Source organism: Paenibacillus tianjinensis (genome assembly GCF_017086365.1).
Classification (GTDB): domain Bacteria; phylum Bacillota; class Bacilli; order Paenibacillales; family Paenibacillaceae; genus Paenibacillus_AQ; species Paenibacillus_AQ tianjinensis.
In genome coordinates this window covers 3,017,968-3,032,548 of the sequence record NZ_CP070969.1, presented here as the reverse complement: position 1 = coordinate 3,032,548, position 14,581 = coordinate 3,017,968, and the positions used below count along the sequence as shown (strand labels likewise).

The following is a 14,581-nucleotide window of genomic DNA, read 5'->3' as shown; positions in this document are numbered from 1 at the left end:
ATTTCAGTCGGATTCCGCCATCTTATTATAGGAATTCTTTTTTTCGTTTTTTCCAAGCACCATAGTCCCCAAACTCAATGGAACAACCACCATCCGTATCCAAGACCATGCCATATTTCTTCCTCCTTTTTAGTATGCTTTCTTCTATTTGTCTTAATTTTAAAAGGAGGTTATGTGGTTAAAATGTTGAAATTGTACGTATTTGATGAAGCTATTAATTAAAATTAATCCCTCTCTCCCAAACAATGTTAAAGTGCATCTAATAGATGTCATTTTACATTGAATGGCATGAGAGGGTTATTTTAACTTATAATTTAATACTTACTCTTGAATTCGGAAAATAATTACAGCCGCTTCCGCTCGCGTAGCTGTTCCGTTTGGATGAATGGACTTGCCGTCTCCTTGAATGATTCCTTCCTTAACCAGAGCTGCTACACTCTCGATGGCATACTTCGCAACCTTAGTGCCGTCTGTATAGCTGTTTAAGTCGCTGGCGCTGCCACTTGAAGTTAATTTATTGGCTGTCTTCATTGCCCTGGCTGCAATGACCATCATATCCTGCCTGGAGATTTCACCCTTCGGATTAAAGGTATTGCCGTCCGTTCCATTAATGATCCCCAGCTTCTTGGCGATCCCAAGCACTTCATAATAGTAGGTGCCTTGACTGACATCCGCAAAATTGGAACCAGCTTCAGCTTCAAGGCCGAGAGCACGCACAAGCAGTACTACAAAGTCCGCTCTAGTGATGTTCTTTCCCGGACTAAAGGCCGTCTCGGATGTTCCTTTTATGACGCCCTTCGCATACAACGCATCTATAGCCTCTGAAGCCCAGCTATATTTGCCGTCAATATCTTTAAATCCGCTAGATGGTACAGGTGCCGGCGTTGATGCTGGCGAAGGTGTTGCGCTCGGTGTCGCTGTCGGTGCCGGTGTAGATGCCGGTGCCGATGTTGGTGTCGGTGTCGGTGTCGGTGTTAGTGTCGGCTCTGGACCCGATGGCCCGCCGCTGTTGCTCAGTGTGGTGACGGTAAGGCGAGGACCGTCAGTGCTCCAGTTTCCTGCCGCATCACCGGCCTGAACCGTGAATACATATCCGGTACCTGCCGAAAGCCCGGACACCTCGTAGCGGTGCGCCGTTCCAGGCAGCGCTACGATCTCCTCAGCTCCCCTGTAGATCTTGTAGCCTGTTACCAACGTATCATCTCCTGCACTGGTCCATGTCAGTGTTAGTCCGGAAGTGGTTATCCCGGAAGCTTCAAGCTTGCTGTCTGTCGGCCATGACGGCGGGGCAGTATCCGCAGCAGGCAGTGTAGCGGCTGAAACGGAAGGTCCGCCGGTGCTCCAATTCCCGCCGGTATCCCCGGCCTCTACTGTAAATGTATACTTCGTATCCGGTGTTAAGCCTTTGACCTGATAAAGGTATACTGCTCCGGATACAGTCTCCGTGTACACGGCATCGGTAACTGTAACCGGTTTGTCGTCAACTCCGTTAGTAATTCTGTAAGCGGAGATTCCGTTTTCGTCGGTTGCTGTTGCTGACCATGTTAAGGTCAATCCCGTATCTGTTACCCCAGAAACTTCAAGTTTACTGCCTTCCTGCCATACCGGCGGTGTGGTATCGGAGGTCGGCAAGGTCGTTAACGTGACGGAAGGTCCGTTCGTACTCCAGTTGCCGGCTGCATTCCCTGCTTCAACCTTGAAGGTATACAAAGTATTCGGAAGCAATCCGGTAAGCTGATAACGGTATACGTCCCCTGATACAGTAAGCTGATCCCCGCTCACAGCAACCGGTTCTGGATCAGCCCCCGTGTAAATCCGATATCCGGTGACTCCGGTTTCATCTGCAGCTGCCGGCCACGACAAAGTGACTCCAGTGCTTGTAAGATCGGAAGCTTCAAGCTTACTTCCCTCACCCCATGCCGGCGGAACTGCCTCTTTGAAGCTGAAATCGTCGATGTAGTACGATGCCGTAGCGCTGTTAGGGCTTTCTATAAATAGAGTGACATCATCGTGCAGATAACGGTAGGTGCCTTCTAGTTTGACCCAATCACCGGTAGTATTTGCTGTTTGGGTGGAAAGACTGATGTAATAAGGCACAGGAGCATTGACCAGTGCGGTCAGCTTCAGCTGGGCGCTTGCCGGGTCAATCAGCTTGACCCATACGGATGCATTGTATTCATTACCGGCCTTGATCATATCCTTCACATGAACGGACGGGCCGTCGGAGCTGGCTGTTCTGCCGGTTACCTTCAGGGCATAAGCTCCGCCTGGAGTATGGTTAGCCTCTTTGACAGGCGTAAGTGTCACGCCTGCGCTGCCTTTGGGCTGGAAGCCCTGAAGCGTCTGATCCTCAAAATCCCTTACGGCTTTCATACCCGCCGCAATGGTTAACGGACTGATGAATACACTGGCTCTGCCCTTTGACAGCGTCAGTGAGAATTCCCCATTCTGATAGGCAAGAGCAGCGTTCACTCCAAGCGCCTTCAGCTCTGCATGGTTATTCAGATATTCCTGCGCTTTAATCTTCAGTGCTGCTGCCTCATCACCGGCAGTATCCGGAACTGTAATTCGGGTGCCGATCAGCGCCGCTGCTTCTTCTACCGCCAGCTGATCCGGACTGACCTCGCCGGCCCCCCCTGATGTCTTGATCAGATTCACATTGGAGAAGGTTACCTGGAAATCGGTAGAGGCACTGGTATTGGTTCCGTACAATTGTACTCTTGCATCCTTAAAAAATTCAGGGGTATAGGTTGACGGACTGCCCATAGCCGTCCAGCTGGAGCCGCTATTGGTTGAAAAATACCCTTGAACCACATTCCCTTCTTTTACAATACGGAGGAAATAATTCACCCCGCTCAAATTGGTCTGATTGGTGTTGTTGGTAAAGGAGGTGCTGCCTGTTTTGCCCGAATTATTGACTTTAATATTCGTGCTTACCTTTCTGGCATTGATCCGGTAGAACTCGCCGCTTGAAACCCGGCTGATGCCAAGTCCGGCCTGCGAATTCTCACCCATGGACGAATCATTCAGCGGTATATCCACAACCAGCTTTGCTGTCAGCGTCCAGTTGCCTTCAGCAGTACCCGGAAACTGCAGCATATTATGGCTGGCCGGATATTCAGTATCGCCTTTGAGTGTCTTAATCGTGGCACCTTCAGTGCTATAGCTTAAGGCAGTCTGCGGATCCGCCGGATTCATAATTTCCCAGCCTGCCGGAAGACCCTCTGCAAATGAAATCAGTTCGTTTGTACTGAAGTAAATTTTATACGTCTTAACCTTTTCACCTTTTATAAACCGGACTACTGCTGTTCCCTGCGCACTGTCTGCCTGTGAAATACTAATAAGTTCTGAAGGATCACTGGAAACTGCCTTAACCTCCGGTATGGCATTTCCGGACACAGTATAGGTGTATTCATATTTGGCAGGATCGAAATTGGAAGGCTGAATGCCGTCGATAAAGATACTGTATGACGCTACCAGTTCTGGAGTCAGCGACAGCTGATCTGCATACAGGATGTTGGCATCCTTTGCATAGACTGCCAGCACTACCTTGGCAGTACCTGCCGGTTCGTCGTAGGTAAACGGCCGGTTTGGCGTCTCATGCCAGTCTGCGACCTTAACGTCTACAGGCTGGAAGGAGCTTAAAGCAAGTGGTCCGCCTTCCAGGATGCGTCCGTTAAACTTGCCATTGTTCCAATAAGCAGGATCACCAGCCTCACGGGCTGCATACGGCTCAGGCATATCCCGGCCATTAATCGGGGTTATGCCCAGCTGATTGCCGTTCTGGTCATAGTACACCAGCGCAGCCTCCACATCACCGGGATTCTCCGCAGCGAGATCATAGCTCTCCGGCCGGCTCATCATCGAGAGGAAATAGCCCTTGAAATTATAGCTCTCTCCCTTGCTGAGCTTACCGGTAACATCCTGCCACATGCCGTCATACTGCCCGGCAGCGTCGATGCGTCCCGTTATTTTTCCGGATCCGGCAACCTTCGAAGTGGCATTGTTTTTCAGGTAACGGGACAGGCCCGAATAGCTCTGGATGATATCAGCCGTTAACACCGGTCCAGTGACAGCCTGTTCAAAGGTTCCATTGTTGTAGCGCCCAGTGGACCAATGCTCTGTATTGGAGGCGGTAGCTGTATCGAAATCTCCATTCTGCAGAAGGTTCCCCGGAATGGCTACTGTCGAATTATTAGCGGCAATGCTCCAGTCGGAATCATTTGCTCCGAACAGGAAGCGGTCAACGGTGATTGTACCGTCAGCTCCGTTCGGTTCGGCAACAATGTACAGATCCTTATGGCCATAGGCGCTCAGATCACCCGTATCAACCATATCCTGATACTTGCCGTACATATCATTGGCCGGTACTATGATCTCCGCTACACGTGTCCCCTTGGACAGGACATCGGCTTCGCTGCTCACTGCTGTGCCTAACGGAAGAACATAAGCGACAAGCTTTCCTCCCTCTACTGATTTCGTCTGGGCAGTCAGATACAGCAAATGCCTGCGGACAACACCGCCGTTAGCGGAGCCATCGGCAAAATTCAGGTTTTTATAGGCGAGGTACCGGCCATCAGCCAGTGTTACGGCTTCATTGTCCCGTCCCGCATTTCCCGCACTGTCTCCTAGCACATTGTTATCATTGCTTTCTGCTTCCAGGGTAGAGAAAATATCACGCTCTCCGTCTAGTCCGCTGTATGTGGCGAATGTCCCTTGTGACGGAACGATGGTAACAATGCTGGCGGATGGGATGTTAATAACGAACTTGCCGTTCGTAACCGGAATCGTCGCCAGCTTCTTCATATTTTCGCTTCCGGAAGTACGGAACACAGTTACACTATTGGTACCCGCTGGAAAGTCCTTCAAGCTGAATTCTAGCGGCTGAATGCTGTCATCGTTTTTGGCATTGGAAACCGTAATCGAGTAATCATTGGTATTCGGGTTCTTGAACCCGGTAACATTGATATCAGCTGCCGGATTACGCGTCACATCAAACCGGACATCGCCGGGATTCATAAACCGGGAGAAATGCCCGTAGCCGTAAAAGCGCTTGAACAGGCGATATTCACCCGTTAATGTACTGATACGCCCCGGCTCTTGCTGAGAGTTGGTAGTGACAAAACGGATCAGGTCAGAGCCGTCTGCACCGTTGCTATCCCACATGCTCCACCAGACAAAGCCGTTAAAGCCCGGATTGCTGTTGAACATATTGGTCATAAGATTCGACCAGCGTACAGCGTCATTAATATTCTGATTGCCGTACCGCTGAGTATAGGCACCGGCCGACCCGTCAGCGGTATCCTGATTCATGAACTCGGCCTGCCAAAGTTTATATTTGGTCAAATATTCCGGGTACTTGCTCCCGTCTCTTGAATAATCCAGCGGGCTCTGGGAAAAGTCACCCGTGTGATACAGTTTGTTTTCATCTGTACCTATGCCGACCGTACCGTACAAGTGGGTCGTAAATACGTCGAGATACGGATTTTTGTCGAGTGCATTATCAGGGTCCGTCTGGGAGAATACTTCCCCTCCTCTGCTGAGCGAGGCACCGAGATTGGTGCCGTCTACTGCTGCGAGCTGAGGAATGAAGTCTATCAGCTTGCCGTCAGGATTCTTGATATCATAAAGGGCTCCGCCCGGCTGCATGGACTTCTTCAGAGTCGGGCCTATATAGCCGTTAATCAGCTCGGTTACATAGGAAGCGGTCCCGCCAGCAAGATCGACCTCGTTAAAGGGGTTGATATGTGTGATTGGAATTCCCCATTGCTCCCACATGCCGCGGATATAATTAACGAGATAATCGGCATAGGCCTGATAATAGATTTTTACCGGTTTCCCGTCTATAGTAGCCGTATCGTTACGGATGATTTTGCTAGGATTATTAGTCGAAGACTGGCTCATCCAGTAAGGCACAGTCCAGGTACAGGCATAGAATTGCTTAACACCGTATTGCATGGCCTGCCGCATGGTCCATACCTGATCCACATCGAACAGCTCTTTGCGGGTACGCGGCGAATTCTTGATAACAACCGGAGCTTCCCCCGGCGCGCTTAGAAGATTGGTCGGGCCGCCGTCATCATTGCCGATCGGCTGATTCCATGAAGGATAATCCCAGACGAAATCCTGTACCGGTACCAGCGTACCGGGAGCATGCTCAGGTTCAACAGGCCAGATACTGTCGGTGTTGCCGTCATAGTAACGGTTCTCAGCTTCGATTTTATACCCGTATTGTCCTGCTGATCCCCGCATCGGAATCGCATTGCCTTCAACATCGAAGCCGGGTTTGCTGACATCTGCCAGCAGCCCTGTTAACGGGTTGAATCCCGGACTGGCCGCAGTGGCTCCTGTAGTGGTTAGACCGCCGTTATCGCCGATAATCACCCAATATCATGGCCTGTGCCTTCCTTTTCACTGAAGGTCAAATCCAGCAGATGTCTGACCTTATCCTGATGACCAGCTGTAGCCAGCTGCAGCATATGGATGGAATCCGTATACGCATAAGCTGCCCCTACACCATCCATCGTCTGGTAGGTCTTGTACCAATCGGCGGTTACCTGTGCCGGAGCCGCTTCTGCCGCAGCAGCCTGAACCGGGTTGGAAAACGGCACCGGGACAATAACGGACAGCGCCAGCGCGCCGGCCATTGAAACCGCAAGTGTCTTTCTCCAGATCTTTTTCCTCATTATGTATGTTCCTCCTCAGGAAATTTTGTATACGCTTACATCGCCTTTCCTGATTATAGCTTATCAATTCAAAAATGGAATTTGTATGAGAGCAATGCACGAAACATTTTAAAATAACACTATAATGCTTCAAATTTGCACAAAATGCTTACTACCTTTCTCCAGTTGTGTAAGGATAAAAATGAACATCATGATCCTGGAAGGGAATTTCAATTATTACGCGAAAAAATCCCGGTCAGCATACCGCACTTATTCAAGCGGGGTCTGCAAACCGGGATTCTCAGAAATTAGAAATATGCAATTGTCGGGCTAGTTCATTGATTGAGCGTAACTGTAATGCTATCCACATTAGGTCCTTCAGTACCGGTAGTGACCACTTTGAGCGTGTTGATTCCAACATTCATCGTAACCTGAATCGTTTTCTCCCCCCAGGCTGTCCAGCTACCGGTTGCTGTAAAGGCAAGATTGCTGATAACCTTGGTGCCATTCACATAGACATCCAGGTTTCTCGTGCCTGACTCCAGTGCATAACGGAATTTTACATTTTTACTGCTGGCAGTAGCACAGTAGATGCTGTTCCACTGAATGGCCGCATCCGTTGCTGCATTAAAATTGACGTAACCGCTGCCGTTATAGCCCGAGTTGGTTGTTTCCGTTACAGCAGCAGTCAAGGTTGTTCCTGCTTCGGCTTCATAAGTGGTTCCGGTGCCGCTGCCGCTTCCCAGTGTTGCTACAAAGGTTGTCACACTCTGGGCAGGAAGCTGGGCGGCAAACGCATTGTTGATCACATTGATTGCTGCTCCTGCAGCCACCTTTCTGGTGGCATCGGTGACCCATGGGGATACGCTTGAAGCCGTCCCGTTCTGCAGGACAAAGTTCTGATTAACCGCTGAGGTGCCTTTGTTAATAGCTACAATGACAACCTTGTTGTCCCCCTTGTAAGCCGAGGTGTACACATTTGTGTCGGGATTCTTGGTTGCATCCACTCTTACATAGCCCGGACGGATAAATTTGGAGAACTGCGCCATACTGTCCCCTCGTTTGCTGATGGTGCCGTCCTCATTCATCGGGCCGTACTGACGGCGGATGTACCACCACACATAGGCCTGGAAATTCGCTTCGGTCATTGCGTTATGCATATGGTAAGCGACTTCCAGTGCCTCAGGCCAAAGGTTGGCCGAGTTGTTATTGCTGTTGGGATAGTAAACCTCCGTCATCCACAGCTCCTTCCCTGCCCCTTTTTGCTTAAAGAGCGGGTAAGGGAAATTGCTGAACGAGGTACCGTAAGTATGTGTACCCAGAATATCCATATTGTCAAGGGCCTGCGGGTCATTCAGAATCGGGTCGGACATATTTTTGAGATAGGAGAAGGATTCGGGAGCGATCACCCGGCAATTGATGGAGCCGGCATTTTCTTTCATGAATTTAAGCATTTCTTCAGGTGTCCACCAGGTCCAGGTATGGGCATAATCCGGTTCATTCTGTACAGAAATCGCGTAGAGGTCTACTCCGTTATTCTTCATGTACGTAACAAAATCATTAAGATGCTGCGCATAGGCAGCATACTTGTCATACCGGAGCCGTTTGGCTGACTCTCCGTTGCGGGTAAAAGTTTCCGTCATGTCACTTGGAGGGTTCCAGGGCGAAGCAAAGACTGTAGCTCCTTTGGCAATAGCGGCCTTTGCCGTATCTACTTCCCTGTACCAGTTATTCTTGTCTTCGTCTACATAAATTCGCAGAACAGAGAAGCCCAGCTGGTTCGCACCATTGCCGAACTCAGTTTCTCTCTGTGCCGGTGTCAGGTCCCCAATCCAGGCCGGAAGATTGATTCCCCCAAAACCGCGTATGACCTGCTTCTCCGCCGACAGATTAACTGTGACATCACTTGCAGCCGAAGCTTTGGGAGGTGCAGGAGCCAGTACAGCCGTCGTCATTACAGTTACAGCTGCCAGTAAGGTACACATTGATTTTTTTACACCAGTTAACATTTATCCATCTCCTCATCACTGAATATGTCACTGCATCAATGAATCCTGTACCACCCCCAGTCTGATCGAAGCGGCTGTATTAGTCACATAGCTTGTCTTTCCTGCTTGCAGTACTTGCAAGCGCTTCCTTTTACTGTATTATATTAGGTGTTGACGTTATAATCCTTGCAGTAAAACGATTTGTTATTGCGCGGATGCCACTTATCCCAAAGATCTATAGAAAAGGATTGGATGCGATGCTGCAGGATACCGGCCACATTTTCACACCGATTAAGGAAGAGCTGCTCTGCTTTCACAATACGTCCACTACAGAGCTGATCGATCCGACGCTCCCTTATCACCGTCATGACGCTTATGAAGTTTATCTGTTCCTCAGGGGCAACTCTCTGATGTATCTTGAACAAGCCTGCTACAAGCTGGTGCCTGGAGATTTGATCGTTATCAGCCCGGGCGAGCTGCACCGGTGTATCTGCCTGGATACCCAAACGTATGAACGGATCGGATTGAATATCAAAAGAACAGCACTGGAAAAGCTTTCAAGCCAGCGTACCAGCTTGTCCGCCTGTTTCGAGAACCATGCCTTTGGACAGAACAATCTGACCCGGCTCACACAGGAGCAAGTGGTATTTTATACCGGATTAGCTGAGCAATTGATTAGCTGCCTAGGTTCAGACGAATATGGACAGGATGTTCTAGCCGAAGCCTACGCCACCCAGCTGCTTGTATATATCAACACCCTGTACCGCTCCTCGACGCATAGTCCGGACGATATCATGCCTGATCTGGTCAGTAATACGATGTCCTATATCAAAAGCCATCTGGCAGAAGGCATCACTTCCGGACGTTTGGAGCAGGAGTTTCATTACAGCAGCAAATATATCAGCCGGCTCTTCCGTGAGCATACCGGACTTACGATACGTTCCTATATCATTGATCAGCGCGTATCACTCGCCAAAAGTCATCTCGCCGCCGGCAAATCCGTTGCGGAAGCCTGTGAGCTCTCCGGGTTCAGCGATTATGCCAATTTCATCCGCAGCTTCAAGAAGACAGCAGGCATCTCTCCCGGCAAATATAGGGCCAATGTGTATTCAGAGCGGTACCGGAATGAAGCAGCCGCTCTTGCCGGCAGAAAAAAAAGATGGAGCTGACCCTTGCTGTGGTTAGCTCCATCCTATTATCTTCCGTCGATCCGGGAGAGCGGTTATTGAGCCTCCGCTTCCCAGTAATCGCCGACCAGACCTTCTAATACACTGCCGCCGGCCCATGGCATCAGACAGAACCAGGTGCTCGCCGGAGCACCATCGCTGTAAGTTTCAGTTACCAGCCCTTCAGAATGACAAAACCGTTCGGACATCCAGCCTCTTTTGCCATAATCAAATTCGTTATCGTAGCGGTTATAGGTCTGGCAGCCCCAGCCCACTGTATCCAGCATCTGTTGCCGGACATAAGGATCATCACGCTGCTGTACATAGTAATAGAGTTCATCAACAAGATTGCCGGACATCGGATGAATATGCGGATTGGCAACCGAAGTAACACTCCCCCCGCAGCTGGACCAGCCAATTGTACTTAGCGGTGGCACCTTAACCGGTGAGTTATAGGCGAACTTAAAGCTGAATTCATAATCGATTGCATCCTTCATATGCTCCAGGAACAGCTCCTCCCCGGTTATCGCATGCAGAAATCTGACAGCCTTAATATAGGCCAGAATGCCTTCTGAATCTGCCGCCTTATCCGCATCAAGCGGAGCCCCGTAGCATTCCATCCGCTTCACATAAGCTTCGTAGTAGTGCTTCTCGCTATGCTTCAAGCCTTCCAGACTGGTTTTGTCTCCGGTAAGCCAGCTGTAGTAGGCCATAGCAGCCATACACCATACCCCGCCAAAGGAATCATACTCAAGTCCGGCACCGGTTTTCTCCGACAGTATGGCGGGATATTCCCCGTCTGTGTTTTTACTTTTTTCCAGTATAGGCAGTACCTTGCTGACGAAAAGCATCCAATCCTCATGATGGACATTTTTGATTTTTTTCTCAAATTCATACGCCTTCATAATATAAAATAATGCCTGTGCACACAGGTAGGCAGAATGTCCCGGCGTACGCATTCCGTCAAACCACCAGCCGGATATACTCCATTTCCCGTCCTGACAGGCCTCGTAGGGAAGCCCGGAATCCGGGTTCAGACTATTCGTGATAATGTTCCTGATACAGGAAAGGGCCTGCTCGCGCACGGGCTCCTCTTCAAGCCTCAGTGCAGCCATCAGGACCGGAACAGCTGCGGTCAGACCGCCCGTCCAGCTGATCGAGATTATTTTATTGTAACGGTAGCCGCCCTTCTCCTTGTCCTCATAGACAAAGGTGGAATAGCTCCGGTCCCCGGGCAGCCATGCATCCTGATAAATGGCTTTCGACAGGTCAGCTGCGGCTGTCCGGATATCGCTCCCCCGTCTCGGAGACTGGTGATAACGGAAATAGATCTCCTTCAGCGCAGGGTTGATCCCGAGCTCCGACTCGGCTTCGTACGCATACAGCTCCAATGTGAATTCCACTTCTTCGCCGGCAGCCAGCTCAAAGCAATTGTTATCCAGAGCCGCCCGTTCCTTCACCAGCCGTGATTTGATGAACAGCAGCGGGGCATTCTCATAGCCCAGCGTATACCCGACTGTTCCTTTGGCAAGCGAACACGAATAACCGCCATACTGATAGAACTCACCCGAAAGCTCAGGCTTCCATTCTGTTTTGACCCCATCCCTAATGATAAAATAAGGGCTGGCGCAAAGACCGTATACGAAGCCAGTGTCAAAGGCAAAGGCCGCCGGATGGGATAACCGGTCGCTGCGCACCATCCACCAGGGGGAAGAAGGGCGTGCAGGCTTGCCTTCCCTCAGCCTGGGGAATTCATTCGGAACATTCTGCGGGGCTTCACCGCGGTTTCGGCCGTACATAAATGCAGGCAGGAAGAAGCGCGGATTCTGTTTGGGAAAAGGGAGCTCAACATGAATGACTCCCGACCAGTCTGCGGCAGAAAGGTTACTGACCCGCACCCGAGCCTGCACCGGATCTGCCGCACTGCCGGTTCCGCCCGTAACGGTCACTGATGTACTTAATCCGTGCCGGTCCAGCTCCGTATATTCCGGCTCATCCTGAAATTTGCTTCTAGCTGTTATTAGTAGCTCCACAACAACACGCTCCAGTCTGCTTCATGTCAAAAGCTCTTGTATTAATCAGCCTAACATGTTAGGATATTGTCATTTTATAGTACCTTCAGCGAATAATCATTGCGGGTTCCGCAGTATATATTGCGCGAGAAGATCAGGAGGTTGCAAAGTGAACGATCCTGTCGAGCTTCGATATGATTTTATCCATAAGGATTTCCTTTACCTGCACAGGACCACTACTTACAATATGGGAACCTTCTATCACCGGCACGAAGCTTACGAGCTGTACCTGTTTCTTCGCGGCAACGTCAATTTCTATATTGAAAACAGCTGTTACCGCCTGCAGCCTGGTGATTTGATTGTCATCAGCCCGGAAGAAATGCACCGTTCCTTCAGTCTGGATGAAGCTGAATATGAGCGCATTACGATCAACCTTCAGAAATCCTATCTGCATCGCCTCTCTACTCCGGCCACACATTTATCCGCATGCTTCCACTACCGGCCTGTCGGAAAAGGAAACATCGTTCATTTAACGGAAGATCAGCTGGAGCAGTTTCTGCAGCTTACCCGCTTTCTGGAACAGGCCCTTTCCTCTGATGCGTATGGAACGGATATTCAGGCCAATTGCTGCATCGCTCAGCTCCTGGTGCTGACCAATACTGTTTTTCAGCAGGCCAGCTTCATCCCGGCAGATATTATGCCTGCACTGGTTCGCCAAACAATGGATTATATTGAAGGACATCTGGCAGAGGACATCACCCTGGAGCAGCTTTCCGGCCTGTTTCATTTGAACAGCACGTATATCAGCCGCCAGTTCAAAAAGCATACCGGACTAACCCTCCGTTCCTATATCCTGGACCGCCGCATCGCACTCGCCAAATCCTTGCTGGGAGAAGGGCAAAGCATTACCGAAGCCTGCTATCAATCCGGTTTCAGCGATTATGCAAATTTTATCCGCAGTTTTACCAAGATCACAGGAATATCTCCCGGCAGGTACGCCAAAAAAAACGCAAGTTCTCCAGAGTAGAAGACTTGCGTTGCAGGTATGGATTCAAGTGGATATTCGGTCATTCCGCTGAGTCAGTTTTTTATCAGTTCTGTCGGGTTCATGCCGGTAATCTTTTTGAAGAGTGTGCTGAAATAGGGAATGTTCCTGTAGCCGACCCGCTCCGCCACCTCATACACCAGCATGTTCCGCTCCATTAAGAGCTCCCGCGCTTTCTCGATGCGTACCCGGGTCAAATAGTTGTTGAACGTCTCTCCGGTAATATTCTTGAAAATGATAGACAGATGATTCCGTGAGATAAATACTTTATCCGAAAGCTCGGCGAGGGTGAGCTCATCTGCATAATGCTCGTGAATATAACTGGTCATGAAATCGACAACCTGCCGGTGCTTGCTGCTTCCCTTCCATTGCCTGCTGCTGCAGATTTTGCTGATTTTGTCCATGAGCCAGCTGGCCAGCTGGTCCGGTACAATAAGGCCGCTGATCTCCTTGGCGATCTGGTCATTGGTGAACAGATCGTCCAGAACAAATCCGGATTCATATAGTGAGTAGGCTATAATGCCCCACAGCTCGCTCCCCAGCATCTGTACATATCTCTGGGAAATTCCTTCTTGCTTTTTCATCTCCGTTATATAATCCAACACAAGGTCATGGGCTTCTGCTTCCTGTGAAGCCTTCATTGCTGCTGCCAGCTTATACGAAAATTTCACAGGAAAGAGGGCAACTTTTACCGGCCCGCTGCTGCTGCTCTCCCTGTATCTGTACACCTCATGACCCGAAGCAGACCGCAGCGCAGTCTGGTCCATAGCCCGGAACGCCTCCTCCGTCGAGTCGGAGAGCCTTGTCCAGCAATCCTTTACTCCACCGATTCCTATGCGGGTGACAAGCTTGAGATAGCTGCCTATACTGTCGGTCAGCCGGATACCAAGCTCATCAAGCCTGTATTCCAGCTGTTCCTGCAGCTCTGCTTCCGGATGGATAATCAGTAATGCCCTGGTACTATGCAGCTCCGTGTATTCCAGATCCGGAAACAGCCTGCGGGCCACTTCACATGCGATATTGCTGACTGCAAAGCGGAACAGATTCCAGTCCGAGACGGATAGACACTTGGCCCGTTCATCCCGGATTAGGTCGATTCCGATGGTGACATGCCTGCGTTCCTGCCAGTACTGGTAGGTCGGCGGAAGACGCATGCTGTCCCTGTACGCAGAGTCGAGCGTACCTACAGCAGCTGAGCGGACCCACTCCTTTTCTACAAAAGGCTCATACAGCGTCATTTTGGATTCAAGCTCCCACTGGCGGATCCGCTTTTCCTCCTCAGCCTCAAGCTCCTGTATGACCTTGCCCAGAATGGATTTCAAGGTTGGCAGGCTGATGGGCTTGGATACATAGTCGGTCACCTGAAAGCGCAGGGCCTGCCTGGCATGTTCGAAATCGGAATAGCCGCTCAGGATAATGATTTTGCCCTGGAAACCTTCCTTTCGGAGCTGCTCCATCATATCCAGACCGCTCATGACCGGCATATACAAATCAGTGATTACTATGTCGGGCAGAGTTCGGCGGATAACCTCCAGGCCGTCCTCACCGTTCATAGCCTCTCCAGCCCATTCGGCTCCAAGCTCATCCCACGGTATGGCATTTTTCATTCCCTTCAGAACCTGACGCTCATCATCAATGATTGCGATTTTCCACATTGCCGTTCCTCCTTAACTCCTTTAGCGAAAGCACGCCTCCAAAGGAAGCG

Annotated in this window: 7 protein-coding genes; 2 read left to right on the top strand and 5 right to left on the bottom strand. The window is 50.2% G+C overall.

Annotated elements, in window-relative coordinates; translation table 11 throughout:
• Window positions 1-321 precede the first annotated feature (321 nt).
• From JRJ22_RS13365 to JRJ22_RS13355, 3 genes are all read right to left on the bottom strand, one after another.
• Complete coding sequence (locus tag JRJ22_RS13365) at window positions 322-6,384, bottom strand: S-layer homology domain-containing protein (RefSeq protein WP_206104889.1); 6,063 nt, start codon at window positions 6,382-6,384, stop codon at window positions 322-324.
• On the bottom strand, window positions 6,381-6,686 hold the full coding sequence (locus JRJ22_RS13360; RefSeq protein WP_206104888.1) for a hypothetical protein: 306 nt from the start codon (window positions 6,684-6,686) through the stop codon (window positions 6,381-6,383). Before JRJ22_RS13360 ends, JRJ22_RS13365 begins: the two co-directional genes overlap by 4 nt.
• A gap of 314 nt (window positions 6,687-7,000) precedes the next feature.
• Window positions 7,001-8,674 (bottom strand): glucuronoarabinoxylan endo-1,4-beta-xylanase XynC, encoded by a 1,674-nt coding sequence (locus JRJ22_RS13355; protein ID WP_206104887.1) that lies wholly within the window; start codon window positions 8,672-8,674, stop codon window positions 7,001-7,003.
• 194 nt (window positions 8,675-8,868) lie between these two features.
• On the opposite strand from JRJ22_RS13355, the gene JRJ22_RS13350 reads away from it, so the two are divergent.
• Window positions 8,869-9,822 carry an AraC family transcriptional regulator gene (locus JRJ22_RS13350; RefSeq protein WP_206104886.1) on the top strand — a complete coding sequence of 318 codons (954 nt, stop codon included), beginning with the start codon at window positions 8,869-8,871 and terminating at the stop codon, window positions 9,820-9,822.
• A gap of 53 nt (window positions 9,823-9,875) precedes the next feature.
• Here JRJ22_RS13350 and JRJ22_RS13345 read toward each other — a convergent pair whose 3' ends face one another.
• The gene (locus tag JRJ22_RS13345; RefSeq protein ID WP_206104885.1) at window positions 9,876-11,852 is read right to left on the bottom strand and encodes a hypothetical protein; all 1,977 of its coding nucleotides are present in this window, start codon (window positions 11,850-11,852) and stop codon (window positions 9,876-9,878) included.
• 148 nt (window positions 11,853-12,000) lie between these two features.
• Between JRJ22_RS13345 and JRJ22_RS13340 the strand changes: the two genes are divergently transcribed.
• Window positions 12,001-12,858 (top strand): AraC family transcriptional regulator, encoded by an 858-nt coding sequence (locus tag JRJ22_RS13340; RefSeq protein ID WP_206104884.1) that lies wholly within the window; start codon window positions 12,001-12,003, stop codon window positions 12,856-12,858.
• A gap of 53 nt (window positions 12,859-12,911) precedes the next feature.
• Here the strand turns inward: JRJ22_RS13340 and JRJ22_RS13335 are convergent, their stop codons facing one another.
• Window positions 12,912-14,531, bottom strand: a complete 1,620-nt coding sequence (locus JRJ22_RS13335) for a response regulator transcription factor (protein WP_206104883.1) — start codon at window positions 14,529-14,531, stop codon at window positions 12,912-12,914.
• Window positions 14,532-14,581 lie beyond the last annotated feature (50 nt).

Bases quoted from the DNA above. Each gene is read 5' to 3' on its own strand.
- JRJ22_RS13350 (WP_206104886.1), top strand. From the start codon at position 8,869: ATGCCACTTATCCCAAAGATCTATAGAAAAGGATTGGATGCGATGCTG.
- JRJ22_RS13335 (WP_206104883.1), bottom strand. From the start codon at position 14,531: ATGTGGAAAATCGCAATCATTGATGATGAGCGTCAGGTTCTGAAGGGA.
- JRJ22_RS13360 (WP_206104888.1), bottom strand. From the start codon at position 6,686: ATGAGGAAAAAGATCTGGAGAAAGACACTTGCGGTTTCAATGGCCGGC.
- JRJ22_RS13355 (WP_206104887.1), bottom strand. From the start codon at position 8,674: ATGTTAACTGGTGTAAAAAAATCAATGTGTACCTTACTGGCAGCTGTA.